The organism is Streptomyces sp. NBC_00316 (genome assembly GCF_036158715.1).
GTDB lineage: Bacteria > Actinomycetota > Actinomycetes > Streptomycetales > Streptomycetaceae > Streptomyces.
The window spans coordinates 3,657,681-3,681,122 of record NZ_CP108023.1 but is presented as its reverse complement, the minus strand read 5'-3'; the positions used below and the strand labels follow the sequence as shown (position 1 = coordinate 3,681,122).

The window sequence follows — 23,442 nt, the reverse complement described above, 5'->3', positions numbered from 1 at the left end:
GAGGGTATCCGCCCTGACTAGCCTCCGATGTCCGGGCCCGGAGCCGGGATCCGGCAGGCCCCGTCCTCCGGTCCGCAGGGCGCGGCCGTCGCCGACCGGTACTTGGCGGCGGCGAGCACCGACGCCCGGGCGAACGGGCGGCCGGCCGGGGTGGCCAGCCAGTGGGCCTTGGGCCGGTGTCCTGCCAGCGCCCAGAGGCAGACGATCCAGGCGGAGGTCCCGCGGTAGATCTGCCCCCGGTCGCCGATCACGGTGATCTCGGAGAGCGTCCCGGCGTGGTCGAGCCCGGGGAAGCGGCGCCGCGCCTCCGCGGAGGCCGCCGGGACGAGGTCGAGCGGGACGAGCTGACGCTGTTTCATCAGCCAGTGCCGCACATGGACGCAGAGCGAGCACTGCGCGTCGTAGAGCACGGTGAGCCGTTCGACGGGCGTCCGACGCCCGTCGAACGGGGCCGTGACCTGACCGGTCACCGGCCGGTGGCGGGTGCGGCCCACGGGCCCTGGCCGGTGGGACCGGTCCAGCCCTGCGGCGGTACGGGCGGGGTCTGCTCACGCTCCATCAGACCGCGGCGACGGATCTTGTTGAGCACGTAGACGTTGCCGAGGTGCATCACTCCGAGGACGAGCAGGACGACGCCGACCTTCACCGAGAGCGCCTCGAAGAGCTCGCGGGCGTCGGCGACCGCGTCGGAGTTCTTCAGGTAGAGGGTGACGAAGCCCAGGTTGACCAGGTAGAAGCCGACGACCAGCAGGTGGTTGACGGCGTCGGCGAGCTTTTCGTTTCCGTGCAGGACGTCGGCGAGGAAGACCCTTCCGTTACGGCTCAGCGTGCGGGCGACCCAGATGGTGAGCGCCACGCTGATCAGCAGGTAGATGACGTACGCGACAACAGTGAGGTCCATGCCCCACCCTCCCTTGAACGCGTTCAAAAGCTGTTGTCATGAACTGTAGACCTGTAGTTGAACATGTTCAAGCGGGTACTCCCGGGTGGTCGTTCTCCGTGGCCCCGGACTTCGCGGCCGGCGTCGTCGGTGCTGTGAAGTGCCGTACGCCCGGCACCGTGGCCGTCGCCAGACAGGCCGTGCCCACCGCCACCGCGGCGACGGCGAGCGGGAGTTCGGCTCCCCAGGCCGAGGCGGCGAGCGGGGCCAGGGCGTAGCCGAGGGGCATCGCGGCCAGCGAGAGCAGCCAGTCGTACGACGTCACCCGGGCCAGTGCATGCGCGGGCACCGCGGCCTGGACCGAGGTGTCCCAGACCGGGCCGAGGAAGCCGAGGCCCGCCTGTGCGACGCCGTACGCGGCGATGGTCAGCGGGGCGGGCGCGCCCGCCGCGAGAAGGCCGAGCGGAAGTGCGTAGGTGGCGAGCCCCAGGTTGGCGACCAGGACGGGTCGGCGCGGACGGGCGCGGCCGGCCAGCAGCGAGCCGAGCAGCAGGCCGATCGCACCGGTCTGGAGCAGGGCGATCCAGACGCCCTTGCCGCCCATCTCCCGCACGGCGAGGGCCGGCCCCAGGGTCATCAGCACGGCTGCCGCGCCGTTCCAGGCGGCGTGGGCGATCAGGCTCGTCCAGTACCAGTCGCGGCTGCGGACCTCGCTCCAGCCCTCTTTGAGGTCGCTGAGCACCGATCGGCGCGGGATCGGCACGTGCCTGACCTTGATGGCGGACAGCAGTGCGGCGCTCACCGCGAAGCTCGCGCCGTCCAGCACGAAGGCCCAGCCCGGCCCCGCGGTGAGGATCAGGGTTCCCCCGAGTGCGGGTCCGGCCACCCGGGTCGCGCTGCTCACCACCGCCATCAGGGAGTTGGCGCGCAGCAGTCCGGGGGCCTCCACGGTTCCGGTGATCAGTGGCGACACGGTCGGCATGGCGAACGCGCTCGCCGCGCCGCCGATCGCCTCGGCGACCGCGATCTGCCACAACTGCGTGGACCCGCCGAGCAGTTGCGCGCCGACGAAGAGCTGGGTGGCGCACCGTACGAGATCGGTGGTGAGCGCGACCTTACGGGCGTTGAAGCGGTCACCGACGACGCCGCCGAGCGGCAGCAGGACCAGTTTGGGCACCATCGCGCAGGCCAGGACCAGGGCGAGGGCGGCGGTCGAACCGGTGGCCAGGTAGACGGCGATCGAGAGTGCGGTGGGAATGGCGGCGTCGCCGAGGAGGGAGAGGGTGCGTCCGACGAAGAGCAGGCGGAAGGCGCGCGTGCGCAAGGGATGCGGCATGCGCCGGAATCTATTTCGATACCGAACTATTCGTCAACGAAATATCTGACATCGAAACATGTTGGAGCTCCGGGCGTACCCTTTCCTCATGGAGCGACGCGACTGGACCGACGGACATGTGGAGCGGTGGAAGCCCGTGCTTCCCGGCCTCGATCCCGATGTCGAGGGCGCGGTGACCCGCATGACGAAGCTCTCCGTCCATCTGCGGCGGGTGCGCGAACAGTCCCTGGTCGACTTCGACCTGGACCGCCAGGAGTTCGACACGCTCCACAAGCTCGCCGGACGCGGCGGCAGGGCGGCCCCCTCCGAACTCGCCGCCGATCTCGACCTCGCCCCCGCCTCCGTCACCGGCCGGCTGGACGCGCTCGAACGGCGGGGCTTCGTCCGTCGCATGCCGTCCACCACGGACCGGCGGCGGGTCAACGTGGAACTCACCGAAGCGGGCCGCTCGACCTGGCTCGGCGCGATGGATTTCCTCGGGCACGAGGAGTACCGGCTCCTCGGCGTCCTCGACACGGGCGAACGGGCCCTGCTCAACGACATGTTGCGGCGCATCATGGTCGTCGCGGAGGATCAGGGCGACACCGGCCGGGACTGAGCCCCACCGGGCGGCGGCGCCACCCGCCCGTGCGGAGAAGGGCGTTGCCGTGCCCGGCACCCGCCCCTCTCCGCCCCCGTCCGCAGCTCGCGTGCCGCGGGCGACCGTCGGATGCGGTGCGGCGGGACGTGGGATGTGACGCGCCGGGGCGTCAGATGCTCATCGAACGCGCCGTGTTGATCTGGGCCATCACCATCTGGAAGGTCTCCGGGCCCGTCGCCGGGATCATCGTCGAGTGGTGCCGGCCGCCACTGGTGACCGAGACCTGGATGAAGCCGGTGGTCTTCTTCTCCTTCATCAGGAGGAAGAGCAGCCCGATCAGGCAGAGCAGGGCGAAGACGATCGCGAGCACGATCGCGACCGTCGGGATCTTCTCCTCGGTGCGCGACATGTCGGTGGCCGTCCAGACGGCACCCTTGAGGGGCATCGTGCCGGACGGTGTCACGATCGAGTCGTTCATGACGGTGATGTCGCCGAACGACAGCATCGGCGCCCCGCCGCCGGCCCCCGGCCCCTGCTGCGGCGGGAAGCCGTATCCGGGCATGGTCGGCTGTACGGCCGGCTGGTTCGGGTAGCCGTATCCGGGGCCCTGCTGGGCCGCGGCGTCGGGCAGTTGCTGCGGGTAGCCGTAGGCCGGGTTGCCCGCACCCGGCGTGCCCGCGCCCGGGTAGCCGTACCCCTGGGCGTCCGGGACGGTGGGCGGATTGCCCGGCTGCTGGGGAGGCCCCCACTTCTGCGAGTCGTCCGCGTACGGATTCGGATCGCTCAACGTTCCCCGCTCTCGATCAAACGTGTGCGCCCCGCGCCTTGCTGCGCCAGGGGGCGCCGAACCGGTGTCCGGTTCCGCACGACCGTACCGTCAAGGCCCGCGGAACGCAGCAAGAGGCCCCGCTTCCCGCAGTGTTACCGCGGAAAACGGGGCCTCCTGTGCAACTGGCCTGCCGGAAGGGTCAGAAGCGACGCGTGATCAGCGCGCGCTTCACTTCCTGGATCGCCTTGGTGACCTCGATGCCACGCGGGCAGGCGTCCGTGCAGTTGAAGGTGGTGCGGCAACGCCACACGCCGTCACGGTCGTTGAGGATCTCCAGGCGCTGCTCGCCGCCCTCGTCGCGCGAGTCGAAGATGAAGCGGTGCGCGTTGACGATCGCCGCCGGGCCGAAGTACTGGCCGTCGTTCCAGAACACCGGGCACGACGACGTGCACGCGGCGCACAGGATGCACTTGGTGGTGTCGTCGAACCGCTCGCGGTCCTCGGCGGACTGCAGACGCTCGCGCGTCGGCTCGTTGCCCTTGGTGATGAGGAACGGCATGACGTCGCGGTACGCCTGGAAGAACGGCTCCATGTCGACCACGAGGTCCTTGAGGACCGTGAGGCCCTTGATGGCCTCGACCGTGATCGGCTTCTCCGGGGAGATGTCCTTGATCAGCGTCTTGCAGGCGAGCCTGTTCTTGCCGTTGATCCGCATCGCGTCGGAGCCGCAGATGCCGTGCGCACAGGAGCGACGGAACGTCAGGGTGCCGTCGATGTCCCACTTGATCTTGTGAAGGGCGTCGAGGACACGCTCCTTCGGGTCGATCTCGACCTGGAAGTCCTGCCACTGGGCCTCTTCGGAGACCTCGGGGTTGAAGCGGCGGATCCGGAAGGTGACCGTGATGTACGGGGAGGCGGCGGACTCCGCCTCCACCTTGTCCATAGTCGGGGTAGCCATCAGTACTTACGCTCCATCGGCTGGTAGCGGGTCTGGACGACCGGCTTGTAGTCGAGCCGGATCGACTCGGTGCCGTCGGCCGCGACCTCGCGGTACGCCATGGTGTGGCGCATGAAGTTGACGTCGTCGCGGTTCGGGTAGTCCTCGCGGTAGTGACCGCCGCGGGACTCCTTGCGGGCCAGTGCCGAGGTCGCCATGACCTCGGCCAGGTCGAGCAGGTTGCCCAGCTCGATGGCCTCCAGGAGGTCCGTGTTGAACCGCTTGCCCTTGTCCTGGATGGACACGTTCAGGTAGCGCCTGCGCAGCTCGGCGATCTTGTCGACGGCCGTCTTGATGGTCTGCTCGGTGCGGAACACCATCACATTGGCGTCCATGCACTCCTGCAGCTCCAGACGGAGCGTCGCGACGCGCTCGGTGCCCGTCGAGTTGCGCAGCCGCTCGACCTGGTCGATGACCTGCTGCGCCGGGTTCTCGGGAAGCGCGACGTAGTCGTTCTTCGCGGAGTACTCGGCGGCGGCGATGCCCGACCGGCGTCCGAAGACATTGATGTCGAGCAGCGAGTTGGTGCCCAGGCGGTTGGCGCCGTGCACGGAGACGCACGCGACCTCGCCGGCGGCGTACAGGCCCGGGACGACGGTGGTGTTGTCGGCCAGCACCTCGCCCTGGACGTTGGTCGGGATGCCGCCCATGGCGTAGTGCGCGGTCGGCTGGATCGGGATCGGGTCCGTGTAGGGCTCGATACCGAGGTACGTGCGCGCGAACTCGGTGATGTCCGGGAGCTTCGCGTCCAGCTGCTCCGGCGGCAGGTGCGTGAGGTCGAGGTAGACGTGGTCGCCCTCGGGGCCGCAGCCGCGGCCCTCACGGATCTCCGTATAGATGGAGCGGGACACGACGTCACGGGACGCGAGGTCCTTCATGACGGGCGCGTACTTCTCCATGAAGCGCTCGCCGTCCTTGTTGCGGAGGATGCCGCCCTCACCACGGGCGCCCTCCGTCAGCAGGATGCCCATGCGCCAGATGCCCGTCGGGTGGAACTGGAAGAACTCCATGTCCTCCAGCGGCAGACCGCGGCGGTACGCGGCGGCCTGGCCGTCACCGGTCAGGGTGTGGGCGTTCGACGTCACCTTGAAGAACTTGCCGGTGCCGCCGGAGGCGAAGATGATCGACTTCGCCTGGAAGACGTGGATCTCGCCGGTCGCCAGCTCGTACGCGACGACGCCCGCCGACTTCTTGACTCCGTCGACCTCCTGCAGCAGCAGGTCCAGGACGTAGAACTCGTTGAAGAACTCCACACCCTCCTTGACGCAGTTCTGGTACAGCGTCTGGAGGATCATGTGGCCGGTGCGGTCCGAGGCGTAGCAGGACCGGCGGACCGGGGCCTCGCCGTGGTTACGGCTGTGGCCGCCGAAACGGCGCTGGTCGATCTTGCCCTCTGGCGTGCGGTTGAACGGCAGGCCCATCTTCTCCAGGTCGAGAACGGAGTCGATGGCCTCCTTCGCCAGGATCTCGGCGGCGTCCTGGTCGACCAGGTAGTCGCCGCCCTTGATCGTGTCGAAGGTGTGCCACTCCCAGTTGTCCTCCTCCACGTTGGCGAGCGCGGCGGCCATGCCGCCCTGCGCGGCGCCCGTGTGGGAGCGGGTCGGGTACAGCTTCGTGAGCACGGCGGTACGGCTGCGCTTCGTCGACTCGATGGCCGCACGCATACCGGCGCCGCCGGCGCCGACGATGACGGTGTCGTACTTGTGGATCTGCATGATTTCCTCTGGTCCCTCTGGCCCGGCGCCTAGCGGATGTTCGGGTCGAAGGTGAAGATCACCAGCGTGCCCAGCAGGACGGTGAACACCGTGGCGGTGTACAGCAGCATCTTCAGCCAGAAGCGGGTGTTGTCCCGTTCGGCGTAGTCGTTGATGACCGTACGGAGGCCGTTGGCGCCGTGGAGCATGGCCAGCCACAGCATCGCCAGGTCCCAGACCTGCCAGAACGGCGAGGCCCAGCGGCCCGCCACGAAGGCGAAGCCGATCTTGGAGACGCCGCCGTCCAGCACGAGCTGGATCAGCAGGTGGCCCAGGACCAGGACGACGAGAACGATGCCCGACAGGCGCATGAAGAGCCAGGCGTACATCTCGAAGTTGGTGCGCGAGGCCTTCGGGCTCTTGCCCGTCCGCTTGCGCGGGGCCTCGATGACCGGGGCCGGGTGGTCGACGTCGTAGAGGCTGACGCCTTCGACGGAGCCGATCGCGGCGGAGGACTCGGTGGACATTGGCCTCAGCTCCCGAAGACTTCGCGTACGGCGTGGCCGAGGACGGGGTACAGGGCCCCGACCATCAGCACGACCCAGATACCCACGACGGACCAGAGCATCTGCTTCTGGTAGCGCGGGCCCTTGGCCCAGAAGTCCACGGCGACGATGCGGAGACCGTTCAGCGCGTGGAAGAGAATGGCGGCCACCAGGCCGTATTCGAGGAGCGCGACGATCGGCGTCTTGTACGTGGCCACGACGTCGTCGTAGGCCTCGGGGGAGACGCGGACGAGAGCGGTGTCCAGGACGTGTACGAACAGGAAGAAGAAAATGAGGACACCGGTGACTCGATGAGCCACCCAGGACCACATGCCTTCCCGGCCGCGGTACAGCGTTCCAGCCGGCACGGAAGAACCCTCCGGGAGCGGGGATTGGGGTCGGCCGGCTTGACTGTCGGTCTGACCCGGCCGGGTACGGTCCACCGGCCCCGGCCATCGTAGCGACGGTTTGTCGGTTCGTTCGCGCCGGGGCCTCTGGTGTGATCAAAGTGGCAATCAAACAGGCACGGACGGGCTAGAACGATGCTTTCCGGGCCCGTCCTTACGTGGGTCCGGCCCGGTCCGACCCGGTCTGACCCGGTCCGTTCCGGTCGCTTCCGGCGCAGGAATCCCAGAAGAGCTCCTACGCCCGGTCGCCGTCCGTCACCAGATCGATGATGCGGCCCCGGGCGAGTCTGCGCATCTCGTCCGCCGTGACGACCCGCTCCTCGTCCGGCTCGTGGCCCAGCCTGGCCCGGATGCCGGCCAGCACCTGGTCCGGGTGCTCGGAGCGCGCGAAGGCGTCCAGGCAGATCACGAAGACATGGCCGAAGCGGCATTCGTACGCGGCATGCGCGGCACTGAGCGCGAGATGCGCGGACGGGGGCGCGGCGTGGTGCAGTCCGGGGGAGTGCTCGGCGGCGAGGGCCTCGGCGAGATCTGCCGGGGCCAGGTCGTAGCCTGCCTCGTCGGCGGCGGCCAGGAGGGCGTCCAGATCGGGGTACGGGCGGTGGGCGGCCAGTCGCTTCGCCCAGCGGAGGCTGCCGCAGCAGGCGAGCAGGGCGGCCTCGGCGGCGGTGACCGGCAGGGAGTTGAACCGGTCGAGGCCACGGGAACGGGCACCGACGTGGGTCGTACCGCGGCTCTGCACGGGCACGGCGGCCCGTCCGGCGGAGGGCGCCTGTGGCGATCGCCTGGGCGGTTCGGGGAGGCCGGCGTGGGACTCGCTGGGCCTGGACAGCGTGGGCTCCTCGCATCAGCGGCGTCTGTGACCCTGGGGTGGGTGGGACGGATGAGACCAGGGAGATACAGAGTGAAGGGAGAGACGAATGTGCCCCCACGCTATCGACGCAGGGCAACGAGCGTCCGACGGAGGCGCGAACATCACCCGGAAGGGAGGGTTTCGGAACGGCTGATGGACGATCTTTCGAGGAGAATGCCCGGCAATCTCCCTACTTCTGCCCTGTTGCCCGCTCATATCGGAGGTTTCTGACCGATGTCGCCCTCACGCGGTGCCCTCGCAGCCGGTGCGGCCCTCGCCGTCGCGGCCGCGGTGACGATCACCGTCGTCGTCTGGCCGGAAGAATCCGACAGCGGACGACCGGGGAGGACGGCCGCGGCCAGCGCCCCCTCGCCCGCGTCGGTCGCCCCGTCGCCGACCCGCAGCTATCCGCTCTCCTCCGCGCCACGCACCATCCCCGCCGTGCGCGAGCACATTCCCGCCCGGGGCCCCGGCTGGCAGCCGGGCCGGACCAGCACCGTCGTGATCGGCCGCAGCAGCGGGGGCCTCGCGGACGAGGCGCAGCTGCTGGCCGATGAGCTGAAGATCCGTTACCGCGGCGCCGTCCCCGCCCGCGCGGGCGACGTCGAGCTGGCTCTCGGCGCCTCCGGCGCCCCCGAGTCGTACACCCTGAAGACCCAGGGCGGCCGGGTCACCATCACCGGCCCCGACCAGGCGGGCGTCTTCTACGGAACACGCACCCTGAAACAGTCGCTGCGCGCCGACGGCAGCATGCCCGAGGGAGAAGTGCGCGACAGCCCCGGACGGCCTCAGCGCGGACTCAACCTGGACATCGCGCGCAAGTACTACAGCGTCGGCTGGATCGAGGACCGGCTGCGCGAGATGGCCGACCTCAAGCTCAACCAGCTGGGCCTGCACTTCTCCGACGACCAGGCATTCCGGATCCAGTCCGACACCCACCCCGAGGTGGTGTCGCCCGAACACCTCACCAAGGCCGAGGTCCGCCAGATCCTCGCCCTCGCGGGCCGGCTGCACATCGATGTGGTCCCCGAGATCGACTCCCCGGGCCATCTCGGCGCCGTCCTGCGTCCCCACCCGGACCTTCAGCTCCGCAACACGGCGGGCGTGGTCTCGACCGGGTCGATCGACATCTCCAACCCGGGTGCCGCGAAACTCGTCGACCAGCTGATCGGCGAGTTCATGGAGCTCTTCGGAGGCAGGTACTGGCATCTCGGCGGCGACGAGTACCGCGCGCTGACGGTGCAGAACCCGGCCGCCTCGTACCCGCAGCTCCAGCGCGCCGCCCAGCTGAAGTACGGCTCGGCGGCCGGCATCAAGGACCTCGCCACGGGGTGGCTCAACGACCGGGCGGCGGTGGTGCGCCCGCACGGGCTGCAGCCGAAGGCGTGGAACGACGGCTTCTTCCGTGACGGAATCGTCCGGGCGGACAAGAACATCGAGGTCGAGTACTGGACGGGCAAGGAGTACGGCGCCCGGCCGCCGGAGGAGTATCTGGGCGAGGGCCGCCGACTGGTGAACCTCAACGACGAGTTCCTCTATTACGTACTCGGCCAGCCCAACGCCTTCGTGTACCCGACGGGACAGCGGATCTACGAACAGTGGACCCCGCTCGTCCTGCGCGGCACGAAACCTGTGCCGGCCCGCTACTCGGGCCAGATCCTGGGCGGCCGGTTCGCGGTCTGGGGCGACCTCCCGCAGGCCCAGACCCAGGACCAGGTGGCGGCAGGGATCCGGATGCCGCTGACGGCCACGGCCCAGAAGCTGTGGGACCCGGCGAAGCCGGCGCTGAGCTGGAGTCAGTTCCGTTCGCTGGCCACGAAGCTCGACACGGCGGGCTGAGCGGGCGGGGACCCCGGCCGGGCACGTCCGGGGTCCCGCCTGCCGCGCGGCGGCCTTCGGCGGACGGCGGGACTCCGGTCACAGCACTAGGCTCCGCATCCCGTGTGCCCAGAAGGACACACGCCGAGCCCGGGGGGTCCCGCATGTCATCCACACCATCCGCACCACTCATGAGGTCCTTGCCGCAGGACCGGCTGCGCTCGCCGGTCGGACTCTCGTACGCCGTGGTCTTCCTGATCGCGCTGTGCGCCTTGACCGACCTCGGCGTTCTGCTGCTGGCCGTCCACGGTCTGGGTGTCTCCGGCCACGCGGCCGGGCACGACGTCGACGGACACTTCGACACGTACTACTCCGCGCTGACGTGGTTTCAGGTGATGACCGCTCTGCCCGCCGGGATCACCTTCGTGGTCTGGCTCCGGCGGGTCCGGGCGAACGCGGAGGTCTTCCGGCCGCACGGGCACCACCACAGCCGTCCGTGGATCTTCTGGGGCTGGTTCATCCCCCCTGTGAACTTCTGGTACCCGCGGCGCATCGTCCTCGACGTCTGGCGGGCGTCGACTCCGGCCGGACCGGGCGGGGAGGCACCCCGGCCCGGGCTGTGGGCCATCAACGTCTGGTGGGCGTCCTGGCTGGTGGGCAATGTGCTGAGCGCTGCCGCGGCGGACCCGTCCTCGGACCTCATGGGGACGCCCGGATTCACGGAGGCCATGGTCTTCATGATCGCCTACGGCGTCTTCGACATGGTGGCCGCGTGGTTCGTCGTCTCCGTGGTCCGCGGGGTGACGCAGATGCAGGACGTCATGGCGCACACAGGACCGGCCGCCGCCGGTCTCGCCTGACACCGTGAGGCGCTTTCCGGACTGCCGCAGTGACGATTTTGAGCCATTCGGCGCTGATAGCGGTATGCGGCCGCGGGAAGCGCCGCGTCCCCGTGCGAGCCCGTACGGGGACAGGCCTACGGGGAGTTGCCGATGAGCCTGCTGGAACTGATCGCCGCCGCGGACGAGCGGGCGCTGGTCGCGAGCGGGACCGCCTGCCTCGACCGATGCCTGCCCCAGCCTGCGGAGGGCGCCGACCCGGACCCGCTGCGTCCGCTCTGGGCGGGCTGCGCGAAGAGCGAAGAGTGGGCGGACCGGCTGACCGAGGCACGTACGGCGCTCGACGTCCTGCCGCCCGGGGCGGACGGGACCGTACCCGCGATACGGAAGCTGCTCGGCGAAGCACCCGCGGACCGGACGGATCCGGGGCTGCGGGCGTGGGCGGAGGCCTGCTCGTTCCTGGCCCTGAGGGTCCACCTCGGGCACGACGCGAGGCCCGCTGCCGAGGACGAGCTGCTGCGGCGCTGCCGCGAGGACGAGGCGCCGGACGCCGGGCCGCTGGTGACCGGGGAGGTGCGCCGTCAGATCCGGATCCTGGACATGCTGGCGGAGACCGCGGGGGCGTCCGGTGCAGGGGCCGGATTGCGCCAGGTGCTGGACGCCTCGACCGAGGGGCAGCGGGTGCTCCGCGCCGCGGCGTCGCGGCGCGCGCGTGGCCGCGGGCCCGCGTAGTCGGATCCCTCCGGGCGATCGGTGAACCCTGGGCGAGCAACGCCCGGGGGAGCCCGGGAAGTGAGGAGTCGGGGGAGAAAACGAGGACGACCGGGGCCGCCACCCCCCACAGGAGAGGCCCCGGTCGTCTTCCGCGGGGCCGCAGGACGACCCCGTACTCATCTCAGCGCCGCGCATGCGTTTTCTGTCACACCGCACCAGGTCTGTGAAAGGTTGCGGGTTGTACAAGTCATGGACGTGACCCCCGCGAAGGACGTAGCGTGCTGAGTCGCGCAGGGTGGCGCGGCAGTGGTGACCAGCTGCGATTCAGGACAGCAGGGCAGGTTGAGGGAGTGCTGGGGGACGACGCGGAGCTGACCGCCGCGGTGCTCGCGGCTCAGGACGGGGACGAAGACGCCTTCCGTACTGTGTACCGCGCTGTGCAGCCGCGGCTGCTGGGCTACATACGGACGCTGGTGGGGGAGCCGGACGCCGAGGACGTGGCATCCGAGTCATGGCTGCAGATAGCGCGCGACCTCGACCGGTTCAGCGGCGACGCCGACCGGTTCCGCGGGTGGGCGGCGCGCATCGCGCGCAACCGGGCGCTGGACCATCTGCGGATGCGCGGCAGGCGTCCCGCGATCGGCGGCGACGAGACGGAACTGTCCGAGAAGCCGGCCGAGTCCGATACCGCAGACGAGGCGATGGAGGCACTGGCCACCGGACGTACGATGTCTCTCATCGCCCAACTGCCGCAGGACCAGGCCGAGGCCGTCGTGCTGCGTGTGGTGGTCGGTCTGGACGCCAAGAGCGCGGCGCAGACACTCGGCAAGCGGCCGGGCGCGGTTCGTACCGCCGCGCACCGTGGACTGAAGCGGCTCGCGGAGCTGCTTCACGCGGACAGCGGCGGCAGTGGTGAGGGCGGTGACAGCAGCGAGGGCGGTAAGAGCGGGCCGGTCGGAACCCACCCGCACGGGGGCGCGGCAGGTCTGGCGGCGGAGCTCGGCGCCGTACCCGCACAGCGCGCTTTCCGCACCGGTCTGGCGGCGTCCGCCGGTGTGACGCATTCGCGTCCTTGGACGCAGAGGAACATGTGATGGCCGAGGAACAGCACGAGTGGCTTGACGAGGACGCGGCGGAGAGATTGCTCCGCGGCGAACCGGTCGACCCCGTCGACGGCCAGGCACGCACCGAAGCCGAACGTCTCGCGGCCGCGCTGGGTGCCGTCGCCCGCAGCGCCCGCCCGGCCACCGGCGAACTGCCGGGCGAGGCCGCCGCGCTGGCCGCCTTCCGGGGAGTGCCGCGCGCCGGCCGGGCAGGGGAACGGGCCGCGCTGCCGACACCGGGGCGTCCGACGGGCCACGTCGCGCAGAGCAGCGGGCCCGAGCAGCGGGAAAACCCGGGCCCGTCCGATCGGGCAGAACACCTGCAACTGCCGGAGCCGCAGGGGCAGTCGGGGCCGTCGGGGCATCCGGAGTTGTCGCAGGCGCTCGGACCGATACGCATCGGCCCCGCCCCCTCCACCACGGCCTCGTCGTCCGCGGCCTCCGGCGGCCGCACGCGTACGCCGCGCTGGAGCAGGCCCGTCCGCTTCGGTCTGGTGGCTTCCCTCGCGGGCTGTGCGCTCGGCGGGGTGGCGGTCGCCGCCGGCACGGGCATGCTCCTCGGCCCGTTCGGCGGGCACGCCAACCCGCTGCCCGGCTCATCCGTTTCGGCGCCCGCCTCCCCCGAGGAGCGGCTCGACTCCGACGGGACATCCGCCGCGCCGTCCGGGTCCCCGGTCCCGCATCCCTCCCGGGACTCGGCCGGCCCGTCCGCCGCCACCGGTGACGGAACCCGCAAGGCCGACAGCGCGCGCGGCAAGGGCGGGCTCGGCCGGGACGGCCGGAACAGCAGTGACGCCGACAGCGACCGGGACACCGCCGGGGAAGGCCGCGGTGTCCCGTACGGGACCGGCAGCACAGCCGGCAGCGAGCAGGACGGCACGTACGGCATCTGGGGCAAACGGACCGTCAGGGCCTGCCGCGACTACCGCGCCGGCCGCCTCGACGCCGACCGTAGGCGCCGCCTCGAAGTGCTGGCCAAGGGCGCCGGCGGCCTCGACCGGTTCTGCAGGCGTGTCCTGCAGACGGTGGACGGCCCGAGCGGCGATGCGCAGCAAGGCAGTGGCGACGAGCCGCAGAGCGAGGACGGCGGATCCGGCGGGGGCACGGGCGACGAGCCCTCGCCCACGGTCCCGTCGCTCTGGTCCAAGCCCGCCGTTTACGCGCCGTCGGCCCACGGGTTCCGGTCCGCCCCCGGGACCACTGCGGTCACCCGCTGAGCCTCGCCGGCCGGTCCGCTGCCACGGGGTGTGACATTTTCCGGGCCGTCGGCGCAGTACAGAGTGAGCCGACTGGTCATCGGCAGCGCACAGAGCCGGGGTTCCCCCCGTACCTTCGGCTCAGCGCACCCGGCGCGGGCGGGACACGTTCCCCCGGTCCCGCCCGCGCCCCTCATCCGGATGTGCGGCCCCACGGTCTCACCAGTAGATGACGACCTTGTCGCCGGTGCGGACCTGGTCGAAGAGCGCGGCGATCTTCCCCTCGTCCCGGACGTTCACACAGCCGTGCGAGGCACCGCTGTAGCCGCGGGCCGCGAAGTCCGACGAGTAGTGCACCGCCTGACCGCCGCTGAAGAACATCGCGTACGGCATGGCCGTGTGGTAGATCGTCGACACATGGTGCCGCGACTTCCAGTAGACGGAGAAGGTGCCCTCCCGGGTCGGCGTGTACTGCGAGCCGAACCGTACGTCCATCGTCGATACGACCTGCCCGTTGATCACCCACGACAGGGACCGGCTGTTCTTGCTGATGCAGAGCACCCGGCCGGTCAGGCAGCGCTTGTCGAGCCGGGCGGCGGGCCGGGTGGCCGGCGGGTTCAGCTCGGCGGCCGTCGGCTTCCGTGTCATGGCGAGCAGCTTCTGCCAGGTGAGGGTGTCCGTCCTGCCCGTACGGTCCAGTCCGCGCTTGCCCTGGAAGGACTGCACGGCGGCCACGGTGGCGGTGCCGTAGTAACCGGTGGGGGTGCGGTTGAAGTGGCCGATCTGGCGCAGCCGGGCCTGCAGCTCCCGCACCTGCTTGCCCTGGGAGCCGGTCGCCATCAGCGTCTTGCCCTGCGGATCAGGCTTCGGGCTCGCGGCCGGTGACGACGAGGACGGGGACGGGTCCGGAGACGGCGAGGCGGTGGCTCCGGGTTTGGCGTCGTCGGTCGCCGGGGCGGAGGCCTTCGGCGGTGACGACGAGACCGCCGGGGACCCGTCGGCGGGCTGCGCCTTGCAGCCCGCGGTGGTGACGGCCAGCGCGAGGACGGCGACGGCGGACAACGCCGCGGCGCCCGGCCGTCCTGCGGTCCGGCCGATCGTTCCTGCACCGTGCCCGGTTCTGTGTATCATCTCGGCCCCCTGCTTCCTTCGTTGTCTCTTGGGACGAATTCCCGCTCTGCTCGGTTGCGAAAGCCCGCGCATGATGGTGAGTGCGTCGGGGAAGGCCGTAGGACGCACCTTGTGAGCAAGGTCCCAGCCCGTGCCTCTCCACCGGTTGCACGCCCGCCGCTACAGTCCGTCGCGAGGGTCGTTGGGTACCAGTAAGTAGCTCCAGCGGGAGGCACAGCAGATGACGCGCGAGTCGGAGTCGGGACTGCCCATCGAGCCGGTCTACGGGCCGGACGCACTCCACGGGTGGAACGCCGAGGACAAACTGGGGGAGCCGGGCGCCTACCCGTTCACGCGCGGTGTCTACCCGACGATGTACACGGGCCGGCCGTGGACGATGCGCCAGTACGCCGGGTTCGGTACGGCCTCCGAGTCGAACGCCCGCTACAAGCAGCTGATCGCCAACGGCACGATGGGCCTGTCCGTCGCCTTCGACCTGCCCACCCAGATGGGCCACGACTCCGACGCGCCGATCGCGTCCGGCGAGGTCGGCAAGGTCGGCGTGGCGATCGACTCGGTCGAGGACATGCGGATCCTGTTCGGCGGCATCCCGCTCGACAAGGTCTCCACCTCCATGACGATCAACGCACCCGCCGCGCTGCTGCTCCTCATGTACCAGCTGGTCGGTGAGGAGCAGGGCGTCCCGGCCGACCGGCTGACCGGCACCATCCAGAACGACGTGCTGAAGGAGTACATCGCCCGTGGCACGTACATCTTCCCGCCCAAGCCCTCGCTGCGGCTGATCGCCGACATCTTCAAGTACTGCAGGGCCGAGATCCCGAAGTGGAACACCATCTCGATCTCCGGCTACCACATGGCCGAGGCCGGTGCCTCGCCCGCGCAGGAGATCGCGTTCACCCTCGCGGACGGCATCGAGTACGTCCGTACCGCCGTCGCGGCCGGCATGGACGTCGACGACTTCGCCCCCCGCCTCTCCTTCTTCTTCGTCGCCCGCACGACGATCCTCGAAGAGGTCGCCAAGTTCCGTGCCGCCCGCCGGATCTGGGCCCGGGTGATGAGGGAGGAGTTCGGCGCGAAGGACCCGAAGTCGCTGATGCTGCGCTTCCACACCCAGACCGCGGGCGTCCAGCTCACCGCCCAGCAGCCCGAGGTCAACCTGGTCCGGGTCGCCGTGCAGGGCCTGGGCGCGGTCCTGGGCGGCACGCAGTCGCTGCACACCAACTCGTTCGACGAGGCCATCGCCCTGCCGACCGACAAGTCCGCCCGTCTGGCCCTGCGTACCCAGCAGGTCCTGGCGTACGAGACGGACGTCACGGCCACCGTCGATCCGTTCGCGGGTTCGTACGTCGTCGAGAAGATGACCGACGACGTCGAGGCGGCGGCCCTGGAGTTGATGTTCAAGGTCGAGGACATGGGCGGCGCGGTCAACGCGATCGAGCGAGGCTTCCAGAAGGGCGAGATCGAGCGCAGCGCCTATCGCATCGCCCAGGAGACGGACAGCGGGGAGCGCGTCGTCGTCGGCGTCAACCGCTTCCAGCTCGACGAGGAGGAGCCGTACGAGCCGCTGCGGGTCGACCCGGCGATCGAGGCCCAGCAGGCGGCCCGGCTGGCGAAGCTGCGGGCCGAACGCGACCAGAGCGCGGTCGACGAGGCGCTGGGCCGGCTGAAGAAGGCGGCCGAGGGGACGGACAACGTCCTGTACCCGATGAAGGACGCGCTGGCTGCGCGGGCGACGGTCGGCGAGGTGTGCAATGCGCTCCGGGAGGTGTGGGGGACGTATGTGCCGGCGGACGCGTTCTGACGTGCGGGAAGGGACATGATGCCCGGTCCGTGTCCTACCGCACCTCGCGCCGCATCGCCCTCCGTACCGCCGTCGCCACCGCGGCACTCGCCGCAACGGCTCGCGGCGACACCCCCGGCCCCGAGCTGCGGCTGATCACCTGCGGCGGTGAGCTGAAGCACGGGCACCGGCCCGGCAACATCATCGTGTACGCCGACCTCGTGGCGTGAGCCCCGGCCGCGTCCCACCGGCTGAACCCTTCGGGGCGGAGTGTCGTACCCCCGTGCGACACTCGCTTTCATGCTGGGTGTCATCGATCTTCCGACCTATCTCGCCGGCCTTGTGCTGATTGTTCTCCTGCCGGGGCCGAATTCGCTGTACGTGCTCTCTGTCGCCGCCCGCCGCGGGGTGCGGACCGGGTATGTGGCGGCGGCCGGTGTGTGGACCGGTGACACGGTGCTGATGACCCTGGCCGCGCTCGGCGCCGCCTCCCTGCTGCAGACCACGCCGGTGCTCTTCGCGATCGTCAAGTACGCGGGCGCGGGCTACCTCACCTGGCTCGCGATCGGCATGCTGCGGGCTGCGGTCTCGTTGTGGCGCGAGCGCCACCGGCAGATGGCCGAACTGACCGAGGAGACCGCCGAGCCCGCGGCCACGGTGGAGCGGCCGTACCGGAGGGCGCTCGTGGTGAGCCTCTTCAATCCGAAGGCGATCCTGTTCCTGATCTCGTTCTTCGTGCAGTTCGTCGACCCCGGGTACGCCTATCCGGCGCTGTCCTTCCTGCTGTTGGGCACGCTGCTGCAGATCGCCAGCTTCCTCTACCTGTCGACGCTCATATTCGGCGGCACCCGGCTGTCCGCGGCCTTCCGCCGGCGCAAGCGGCTGTCGGCGGGTGCGACCTCGGCGGCGGGTGTGCTGTTCCTCGGCTTCGCGGCGAAACTCTCGCTCAGCAGCGTGTGAGCGTGGCGAGGCCGAGCGGCGCCAGGCAGGCGGCCAGGCCCGCGGTGTCCTCGCCCGCCCAGCCGATGTAGCCGTCGGGGCGGATCAGGAACACGCCCGTTCCGTACGCCTCGTAGGCATCCGTGCGGTGCACGCGGACGAGGTCGCTGTCGGACACCGGCAGTTCGGCGTCCGTGCCGACGGCCAGCAGAGTGAAGTGCGGGCCGCGGAAGATGTCGAAGAGGCGCCGGCCCCCGGCCGCCGGTCCGTCCGGGGCGCGGTCGCCGGAGTGCAGCACGCCGGCCCGGCCCACCGACAGCGGACCCTCGCGGTAGCCGAGCCCCAGCTGCTGAGTGGCCGCGCCGCGCTCCTGCTCGCCCCGGTGGATGCGGGTGGAGAGCCCGAGCATCTCGGCGGCGACCGGCCGGCGCTCCGCCTCGTAACTGTCGAGCAGCGCGGCCGGTGCGCCGTGCCGCAGCACCTGGCCGAGCTTCCAGCCGAGGTTGTAGGCGTCCTGGACGCTGGTGTTGAGCCCCTGCCCGCCCGCGGGGGAGTGCACGTGCGCGGCGTCGCCCGCCAGGAAGACGCGGCCCTCGCGGAACCGGTCTGCCAGCGCGGCACGGGGCCGGAAGTCGGAGGACCAGCGCACCTCGGTGATGTCGTCCGCGGCGAGATGGGTACGGGCGGCGACCAGGGCGCGGATGCCCTCCGCGGAGGTGTCCGGCTCGCCCTCCTCGAACTGCGCGACCAGCTGGAAGTCCGCCGTGCCGGGCAGCGGGCACAGGGTGAGGAATCCCCCCTCGCCCATCACGACATGCCAGTTGAGCCGGTCGAGAGCGTCCTCGGCGACGCGGACATCGGCGACCAGCATCGGCGCCGGGTCCACGGTCTCACCGGTCATCGGGACGGCGAGCGCGCGCCGGACCGTACTGCGGCCGCCGTCCGCCGCGACCAGGTAGGAGGCGCGCACCGGGCCGGTGGTCAGGTGCGCCGTGACGCCTTCCGCGTCCTGGTCGAGTCCGGTCAGCGGGGTCGAGAAGGCGACGTCGCCGCCCAGCTCGCGCAGCCGGGCCAGCAGGATCTCCTGGGTCCGCCACTGCGGCAGCATCCACGGCTCCCCGTACGGCTCCGCCTCCGTCGGCGCCGCGCGGCGGAACATGTCGTGCTCGCCCTGGCGCCTCCCCTCCTGCCAGACCATGCCGACCGGTGCCGGGCCGCCGTGCCTGCGCACCGCGCCGCCGACTCCGAGATCGTCGAAGACCTCGCGGGTGCGCGGCTGGATGCCCTTGCCGCGCGAGCCGGGGAAGAGCGCGGGTGCCTGTTCGACCAGCAGCGCGCGCACCCCTCGGCGGGCCAGGTCGCAGGCGAGTGCGAGGCCGCAGGAGCCCGCGCCGACGATCAGGACCTCAGTTTCCTTAACGCTGTTAAGTTCCATGGTTCGCAGTGTCCGCTTAACGCTGTTAAATTGTCAAGGTGGGAACGACGAAGATCGACCGGGCGCGGGTGGCCGACGCCGCCCTACGGCTGCTGAACGAGACGGGTCTCGACGGGCTCTCCCTGCGGGCGATCGCCAAGGAGCTGGACGTCAAGGCGCCCGCGCTCTACTGGCACTTCAAGGACAAGCAGGCACTGCTCGACGAGATGGCCACCGTGATGTACCGCCGGATGCTCGACGAGGATCTGCCGGGTCCGTCCCCGGACCGCTGGCAGGACCAGCTGGTCGCGTACCACAGCGCGCTGCGCACGGCGCTGCTGCGCTACCGGGACGGGGCGAAGGTGTACGGCGGTGCGAAATTCACCGGCACCGACCATGCCGACGGACTGGAGTCCCATCTGCGGACCATGGTCGACGCCGGGTTCGAGCTGTGGCAGGCGGTCCGGGCGGGTACCACCGCCTACGCGTACACCATGGGCTTCGTCACCGAGGAGCAGGGCGTCCAGCCGATGCCGGACGAGCGGCGCGACGGCTTCGACATCGGCGAGCGTGCCGGCCGGATGGCCGAGTACCCCCTGGCCGCCGCAGCCGGTGCCGAGATCTTCGCCCACTACGACGAACGCTTCGAGGACGGGCTGCGGCTGATCGTCGCCGGTATCGAGGCGCGGTACGGGGTGCGCTGAGCCGCCCGCGGCAGGGGGCCGTTCACCGCGGCGGCGCGAACTCCTCCCACCCTTCGTGAACGCCCGGGGCGGGCCGTCCGGTCACTCCGCCCGCAGATACGCGGACGTCGACACCCTGCCCAGCATCCGCAGCCGGGACGAGCCGTCCGCCAGATGCTTGTCCAGGGCTTCCTGGACGCCGGGCCAGGAGGCGTCACCGTAGTCGTCGAGTACCACGATGCCGCCCGGGGCGACGATCCGCTCGACCCAGTCGAGGTCGGCCGCCACCCCCTCCTGGGAGTGGTCGCCGTCCACGATGATCACGCCGTACGCACGGTCGGAGACCGCCTTCCGCACTTCGGGGTCGGAGGAGAGGCCCTGCCGGATCCGCGCCTCCCGCGCCGAACCGCCGGCGCAGAGAGCCAGATTGGCCCGCACCACGTCCTCGCGCACCGGAGTTCCCGTCGGGTCGGCGGGCTGTGCGGTGCCCGGCTGGAGCTGGATGCCGGCCAGCGGGTCGACGATCGTCAGGTCCGGCTCGATGCCCGCCCGGTGCACCATCCGCGTCAACGCGGAGGCGAACAGCCCGTACAGGGTGCCGATTTCGAGAATGCTGCCGTTCGGCGGCGAGAGGAGCGGCACGGTGGCCAGCTTTCCGCACACATTGGACGTGGAGCCGGCCAGCCTGCCCACCCCGAGCGCCTCCAGGGCCACGACCGTGCGGTAGGCGACGACGGCGCTGCGCCGGGCATGCGCCTCGCTCCCGCTCAAGTCGGCTATCTGACGAACCAGTTCGTCCATCTCGCCGGCCGGCGGAATGCGGTGGGCACCCCGGCCCGTGCCGTCGAGCAGCAGCCCGAGCGCGTACTGGCTGCGCCGCATGTCCTCGGTACCCCGGCGCAGCACGTCGAGCTCGTGGTGCAGCACGTCGAACTCGCGGCGCAGCTGCTCGGCGCTGCGTTCCACGCGTAGGCGGATACGCCGGTCGACCAGGGAGGCGGCAGGGCGCAGAACGCGTTTCGTCAGGCGGTTTCGCAGAAGGGAGGGCATGGATGGGAACGTACGCTTGCGCGCTGCCCGGGGCACACCACGTCGCGATGGTGGGCAGATGAAGTCTCGGTGTCCTCCCGGATACGGGAAGGGCTGCGTCTCGGGGGAAGCGGCGAAGGCGCGGGTGTGCGGTGCAGGCGCCGGCCGGCTCCCGGGTGCGTGGGGCACCCCGGACGCCGCCGCGGCCCGGCCACGGGGACGCTCTTTTCCGGGACCGGCCGGGACGTGTGGGTTCACCGGAACCGGCCGGACCGGGGCCGCTCGCTTCAAGGGCGGAAGAACGTGGATCAGTTCGCCGCCGCTCGCTTCAGGGTGCGTGCCTTACGGGCGATCCTGCGCACCGTCGCATTGCGCGGAATGAAGGCGAGTTGTGCGGGAACGGCGCCGGGCAGCCCCAGTACGGTCAGCCGGCGCCGTTTGAAATAGCGCCAGATGGTGCCGCGGTGCCGGCTGAGGTAGCGCTCGGCATGGGGGCGCAGGGCCGCCTGCATCTGTGGCTGCATGGCGTAGCCGACAGCGCTGACCAGGTCGGTCGGTTCGCCCCGGACCTGTTCTGCGGAGGGGAGCGACCAGCCGGTGACCGCGGACGCGTCCTCCAGGTCGGGCAGCAGCGCATCGACGATGGTCAGCGGGATGCGGTTGCTGTTCTGGTACGGGGTGAGCTGCTCCAGCAGGGTGTCGGTGCCGACGCGGGCGACCGGCAGGCCGTAGAACGTGGCGGCGGTGAACAACGCGGTGGAGAAGCAGCCGACGACCAGAGCCGGCCGCATGTTTTGGAAGAGCGTCTCGGCCAGGACGGGGCTGTCGAGAACGGTGAGTTCGGCACCGAGCCGCTGCGCCTCCTGCTCCAGCAGCTGCGTCCAGTGGGCCGGCGCGCTGGGATGCGGCTTGAAGACGACCCGGGTGTGGCCGAGTGCGACGGCGCCGCGCAGCATCCGCGCGTGCAGTTCCTCCTCCTGCTGGGGCGTGAGGATGGCGAGCGCGGAAAGGTACTGGCCGAGCAGCAGGGCCGGTGCGGGGCCGGCGGGGCCGCTGGCGTCCGTCGATCCGGCGAGCTCGTCCAGCACCTTCAGGAAGACATCGGTCGGCACGATCTCGGACTCGACGCCGAACTCGGTGAGCAGGAGCGGCCGCAGGCCCGGCACCAGGTCCAGGTGGAGCAGCCTGCGGATACGGGTGCCGATCATCGGATCGACCTTGTTGCGGGTCGGACCGTAGCTCATCAGACCGTCGGCGTAGATGTGCACCGGGCTCTCGCCGAAGATCAGGGCGAGGGCCTGCGACGGGTTGGCCTGGATGGACTCGCAGGCGATCTCGACCGGTTCGTCCCCCAGGCCCCATGCTGCACGGACGGCCCGCTCCCACAGCGAGGCGTCCTGCTCCCGGGGGGACCAACCCGCGGGATGGAACGGCTGGATGAACTCGTTCCAGGAGTGCACGGTGTCGAATTCGGACTCGAGTTCCTCGAATCCGGGCCTGTGATGGAGCGGTGTGCCCAGCTCGGGAGAGGGCGAGGTGTCACTCACGACAAGGATGCGCCGGTGCTCGGACCGCGGACCGAACCGGCCCGCGCGCAACGCCGCGACGACCGTGGCGGCGGCGTACTGCGTGCACGCGGAGAAGATCTGAGTGGTGGACCGGCCGGTCGGCGCGGTGTACGTGCCGACCATCAGGCCGCGACCTCCCGGGACACGGAGCGACGCCGGACACGGCGCAACTGGGCCGCACGCTGATCGCCCAGCGAATTCAGCGTATCGGCGAGAATTTCCTGGGGCATACGCCGAAGGGCCGCCCCGCTCATGGAGCGCAATTTCCGTGCCACTGCTGGTTCGAACCTTTCGATGGATTCCAGGTGATGCGCCATGACAGCGCAATAGGTGCGCACTGCCTTCGGAAGCAGACGCTCTGCCTCCGGGTCCTTTGCCGTTTCCTCGAGCACCTGATCGAAGGCCCGGATGAAGTCGAGCTGCCGTACATCGCCGATCTGGGTGAGCGAGGACGCCACGCCACGCCGGTAGAAGACGCCCAGCAGGCCGATCGCCGCGAAGGAATCGGCCTCGCGGTGCAGGCGCCAGATCCAGGGCCGGTCCTCGGCGGTGCGCAGCCCGTCCCGGAAGCGGAGCAGTCCCGAGTCCGCGAGCCTGCGGTGATAGGCGCCGGCCCATGCGTACGCATAGTCCACCGACGTCGACTTGTCGGACGGCAGAATCACGTCGCGCGGCCGCATGACGGTGCCGCGCAGACCGTGCGGGACCCGGTGGACGGTACGTACCCGGTCCGTGAACTGCACATGGTCCGTGCGCACGAAGTCGCAGCCCAGATCCGTGATGGCGGCGAGAAGCCGGTCGTAGTAGCCGGGAGCCACCCAGTCGTCGCCGTCGAGGAACGTGAGGTACTCGCCGCTCGCCGCGTCGATTCCGGTGTTGCGTGCGGTGGCCAGGCCTCCGTTCTTCTCGTGTCTGACCAGGACGGCACCGGGGAGCTCGCGCTCGGCGCGCATGAGGATCTCCGGGGTCCCGTCGGTCGAACAGTCGTCGACGAGGATGAATTCGAAGTCCTCACGGGCGTTGGCCCGCAGGCTTCTCAGGGTGTCGGGAGCGTATGTCTGCACGTTGTAGAACGGCACGATGACGGAGAGCTTAACCACCCGCCTCACGCTAGGGGCATGTCCGCGATTTGCCCTGGCCCCAGAAGGGACGGCAGGTGAACGACGA

At 70.5% G+C, this 23,442-nt stretch carries 24 protein-coding genes; 10 read left to right on the top strand and 14 right to left on the bottom strand.

Going from position 1 to position 23,442, the window contains the following annotated elements; genetic code table 11:
* Positions 1-17 precede the first annotated feature (17 nt).
* The 3 genes from OG878_RS16245 to OG878_RS16235 form a co-directional block, all read right to left on the bottom strand.
* Positions 18-470 (bottom strand): thiol-disulfide oxidoreductase DCC family protein, encoded by a 453-nt coding sequence (locus OG878_RS16245; protein ID WP_328887478.1) that lies wholly within the window; start codon positions 468-470, stop codon positions 18-20.
* Positions 467-901, bottom strand: coding sequence for a hypothetical protein (locus OG878_RS16240; RefSeq protein ID WP_328887477.1), 435 nt, complete (start codon positions 899-901; stop codon positions 467-469). The genes OG878_RS16245 and OG878_RS16240 overlap by 4 nt, the downstream gene beginning before the upstream one ends.
* Before the next feature lie 67 nt (positions 902-968).
* Positions 969-2,216, bottom strand: coding sequence for an MFS transporter (locus OG878_RS16235; protein WP_328887476.1), 1,248 nt, complete (start codon positions 2,214-2,216; stop codon positions 969-971).
* An 88-nt stretch (positions 2,217-2,304) separates the two neighbouring features.
* Between OG878_RS16235 and OG878_RS16230 the strand changes: the two genes are divergently transcribed.
* A complete protein-coding gene (locus tag OG878_RS16230) occupies positions 2,305-2,814 on the top strand; it encodes a MarR family winged helix-turn-helix transcriptional regulator (RefSeq protein WP_328887475.1) in 510 nt (169 codons plus the stop codon).
* Positions 2,815-2,965: 151 nt separating this feature from the next.
* Here the strand turns inward: OG878_RS16230 and OG878_RS16225 are convergent, their stop codons facing one another.
* The 6 genes from OG878_RS16225 to OG878_RS16200 all read right to left on the bottom strand — a co-directional run bounded on the left by OG878_RS16225 (position 2,966) and on the right by OG878_RS16200 (position 7,956).
* Positions 2,966-3,583 (bottom strand): hypothetical protein, encoded by a 618-nt coding sequence (locus tag OG878_RS16225; protein ID WP_328887474.1) that lies wholly within the window; start codon positions 3,581-3,583, stop codon positions 2,966-2,968.
* Between the two features lie 181 nt (positions 3,584-3,764).
* On the bottom strand, positions 3,765-4,523 hold the full coding sequence (locus OG878_RS16220; protein WP_328887473.1) for a succinate dehydrogenase iron-sulfur subunit: 759 nt from the start codon (positions 4,521-4,523) through the stop codon (positions 3,765-3,767).
* Positions 4,523-6,277: a succinate dehydrogenase flavoprotein subunit gene (gene sdhA, locus OG878_RS16215; RefSeq protein ID WP_328887472.1), complete on the bottom strand. Its 1,755-nt coding sequence runs from the start codon at positions 6,275-6,277 to the stop codon at positions 4,523-4,525. The genes OG878_RS16220 and sdhA overlap by 1 nt, the downstream gene beginning before the upstream one ends.
* A 29-nt stretch (positions 6,278-6,306) precedes the next feature.
* A complete protein-coding gene (locus OG878_RS16210) occupies positions 6,307-6,783 on the bottom strand; it encodes a succinate dehydrogenase hydrophobic membrane anchor subunit (RefSeq protein WP_328887471.1) in 477 nt (158 codons plus the stop codon).
* A gap of 5 nt (positions 6,784-6,788) precedes the next feature.
* Positions 6,789-7,169, bottom strand: coding sequence for a succinate dehydrogenase, cytochrome b556 subunit (gene sdhC / locus OG878_RS16205; protein ID WP_072486591.1), 381 nt, complete (start codon positions 7,167-7,169; stop codon positions 6,789-6,791).
* A 274-nt stretch (positions 7,170-7,443) separates the two neighbouring features.
* Complete coding sequence (locus OG878_RS16200) at positions 7,444-7,956, bottom strand: 2-oxo-4-hydroxy-4-carboxy-5-ureidoimidazoline decarboxylase (protein ID WP_328887470.1); 513 nt, start codon at positions 7,954-7,956, stop codon at positions 7,444-7,446.
* A gap of 339 nt (positions 7,957-8,295) precedes the next feature.
* Here OG878_RS16200 and OG878_RS16195 point away from each other — a divergent pair, with 339 nt between their 5' ends.
* The 5 genes from OG878_RS16195 (at position 8,296) to OG878_RS16175 (ending at position 13,752) form a co-directional block, all read left to right on the top strand.
* A complete protein-coding gene (locus OG878_RS16195) occupies positions 8,296-9,900 on the top strand; it encodes a beta-N-acetylhexosaminidase (RefSeq protein ID WP_328887469.1) in 1,605 nt (534 codons plus the stop codon).
* A 170-nt stretch (positions 9,901-10,070) separates the two neighbouring features.
* A complete protein-coding gene (locus OG878_RS16190) occupies positions 10,071-10,739 on the top strand; it encodes a DUF4328 domain-containing protein (RefSeq protein WP_328887468.1) in 669 nt (222 codons plus the stop codon).
* Positions 10,740-10,871: 132 nt separating this feature from the next.
* On the top strand, positions 10,872-11,450 hold the full coding sequence (locus tag OG878_RS16185) for a hypothetical protein (RefSeq protein WP_328887467.1): 579 nt from the start codon (positions 10,872-10,874) through the stop codon (positions 11,448-11,450).
* Positions 11,451-11,782: 332 nt separating this feature from the next.
* Positions 11,783-12,526: an RNA polymerase sigma factor gene (locus OG878_RS16180; RefSeq protein WP_328891260.1), complete on the top strand. Its 744-nt coding sequence runs from the start codon at positions 11,783-11,785 to the stop codon at positions 12,524-12,526.
* Positions 12,526-13,752 (top strand): hypothetical protein, encoded by a 1,227-nt coding sequence (locus OG878_RS16175; RefSeq protein ID WP_328887466.1) that lies wholly within the window; start codon positions 12,526-12,528, stop codon positions 13,750-13,752. Before OG878_RS16180 ends, OG878_RS16175 begins: the two co-directional genes overlap by 1 nt.
* 198 nt (positions 13,753-13,950) lie before the next feature.
* On the opposite strand, the gene OG878_RS16170 is transcribed toward OG878_RS16175, so the two are convergent.
* The gene (locus tag OG878_RS16170; RefSeq protein WP_328887465.1) at positions 13,951-14,862 is read right to left on the bottom strand and encodes a L,D-transpeptidase family protein; all 912 of its coding nucleotides are present in this window, start codon (positions 14,860-14,862) and stop codon (positions 13,951-13,953) included.
* Between the two features lie 220 nt (positions 14,863-15,082).
* On the opposite strand from OG878_RS16170, the gene OG878_RS16165 reads away from it, so the two are divergent.
* From OG878_RS16165 to leuE, 3 genes are all read left to right on the top strand, one after another.
* The gene (locus OG878_RS16165; protein ID WP_328887464.1) at positions 15,083-16,663 is read left to right on the top strand and encodes an acyl-CoA mutase large subunit family protein; all 1,581 of its coding nucleotides are present in this window, start codon (positions 15,083-15,085) and stop codon (positions 16,661-16,663) included.
* A 29-nt stretch (positions 16,664-16,692) separates the two neighbouring features.
* Positions 16,693-16,872, top strand: a complete 180-nt coding sequence (locus OG878_RS42275) for a hypothetical protein (RefSeq protein ID WP_443049120.1) — start codon at positions 16,693-16,695, stop codon at positions 16,870-16,872.
* A gap of 70 nt (positions 16,873-16,942) precedes the next feature.
* Entirely contained in the window at positions 16,943-17,602 is a 660-nt protein-coding gene (gene leuE / locus OG878_RS16155; RefSeq protein WP_328887463.1) for a leucine efflux protein LeuE, read from the top strand.
* Here leuE and OG878_RS16150 read toward each other — a convergent pair.
* On the bottom strand, positions 17,589-19,016 hold the full coding sequence (locus tag OG878_RS16150) for an FAD-dependent monooxygenase (RefSeq protein WP_328887462.1): 1,428 nt from the start codon (positions 19,014-19,016) through the stop codon (positions 17,589-17,591). The two genes, leuE and OG878_RS16150, sit on opposite strands and share 14 nt — an antisense overlap.
* Before the next feature lie 38 nt (positions 19,017-19,054).
* Between OG878_RS16150 and OG878_RS16145 the strand changes: the two genes are divergently transcribed.
* Positions 19,055-19,699 carry a TetR/AcrR family transcriptional regulator C-terminal domain-containing protein gene (locus OG878_RS16145; protein WP_328887461.1) on the top strand — a complete coding sequence of 215 codons (645 nt, stop codon included), beginning with the start codon at positions 19,055-19,057 and terminating at the stop codon, positions 19,697-19,699.
* An 81-nt stretch (positions 19,700-19,780) separates the two neighbouring features.
* Here the strand turns inward: OG878_RS16145 and OG878_RS16140 are convergent, their stop codons facing one another.
* The 3 genes from OG878_RS16140 to OG878_RS16130 all read right to left on the bottom strand — a co-directional run bounded on the left by OG878_RS16140 (position 19,781) and on the right by OG878_RS16130 (position 23,375).
* The gene (locus tag OG878_RS16140; protein WP_328887460.1) at positions 19,781-20,728 is read right to left on the bottom strand and encodes a class I SAM-dependent methyltransferase; all 948 of its coding nucleotides are present in this window, start codon (positions 20,726-20,728) and stop codon (positions 19,781-19,783) included.
* Between the two features lie 287 nt (positions 20,729-21,015).
* Positions 21,016-22,398 (bottom strand): polysialyltransferase family glycosyltransferase, encoded by a 1,383-nt coding sequence (locus OG878_RS16135; RefSeq protein ID WP_328887459.1) that lies wholly within the window; start codon positions 22,396-22,398, stop codon positions 21,016-21,018.
* Entirely contained in the window at positions 22,398-23,375 is a 978-nt protein-coding gene (locus tag OG878_RS16130) for a glycosyltransferase family 2 protein (protein ID WP_328887458.1), read from the bottom strand. The genes OG878_RS16135 and OG878_RS16130 overlap by 1 nt, the downstream gene beginning before the upstream one ends.
* Positions 23,376-23,442: the final 67 nt, after the last annotated feature.

Bases quoted from the DNA above. Each gene is read 5' to 3' on its own strand.
- OG878_RS16240 (WP_328887477.1), bottom strand. From the start codon at position 901: ATGGACCTCACTGTTGTCGCGTACGTCATCTACCTGCTGATCAGCGTG.
- OG878_RS16235 (WP_328887476.1), bottom strand. From the start codon at position 2,216: ATGCCGCATCCCTTGCGCACGCGCGCCTTCCGCCTGCTCTTCGTCGGA.
- OG878_RS16230 (WP_328887475.1), top strand. From the start codon at position 2,305: ATGGAGCGACGCGACTGGACCGACGGACATGTGGAGCGGTGGAAGCCC.
- OG878_RS16220 (WP_328887473.1), bottom strand. From the start codon at position 4,523: ATGGCTACCCCGACTATGGACAAGGTGGAGGCGGAGTCCGCCGCCTCC.
- sdhA (WP_328887472.1), bottom strand. From the start codon at position 6,277: ATGCAGATCCACAAGTACGACACCGTCATCGTCGGCGCCGGCGGCGCC.
- OG878_RS16210 (WP_328887471.1), bottom strand. From the start codon at position 6,783: ATGTCCACCGAGTCCTCCGCCGCGATCGGCTCCGTCGAAGGCGTCAGC.
- OG878_RS16195 (WP_328887469.1), top strand. From the start codon at position 8,296: ATGTCGCCCTCACGCGGTGCCCTCGCAGCCGGTGCGGCCCTCGCCGTC.
- OG878_RS16190 (WP_328887468.1), top strand. From the start codon at position 10,071: ATGAGGTCCTTGCCGCAGGACCGGCTGCGCTCGCCGGTCGGACTCTCG.
- OG878_RS16185 (WP_328887467.1), top strand. From the start codon at position 10,872: ATGAGCCTGCTGGAACTGATCGCCGCCGCGGACGAGCGGGCGCTGGTC.
- OG878_RS16175 (WP_328887466.1), top strand. From the start codon at position 12,526: ATGGCCGAGGAACAGCACGAGTGGCTTGACGAGGACGCGGCGGAGAGA.
- OG878_RS16170 (WP_328887465.1), bottom strand. From the start codon at position 14,862: ATGATACACAGAACCGGGCACGGTGCAGGAACGATCGGCCGGACCGCA.
- OG878_RS16165 (WP_328887464.1), top strand. From the start codon at position 15,083: ATGACGCGCGAGTCGGAGTCGGGACTGCCCATCGAGCCGGTCTACGGG.
- leuE (WP_328887463.1), top strand. From the start codon at position 16,943: ATGCTGGGTGTCATCGATCTTCCGACCTATCTCGCCGGCCTTGTGCTG.
- OG878_RS16150 (WP_328887462.1), bottom strand. From the start codon at position 19,016: ATGGAACTTAACAGCGTTAAGGAAACTGAGGTCCTGATCGTCGGCGCG.
- OG878_RS16140 (WP_328887460.1), bottom strand. From the start codon at position 20,728: ATGCCCTCCCTTCTGCGAAACCGCCTGACGAAACGCGTTCTGCGCCCT.
- OG878_RS16135 (WP_328887459.1), bottom strand. From the start codon at position 22,398: ATGGTCGGCACGTACACCGCGCCGACCGGCCGGTCCACCACTCAGATC.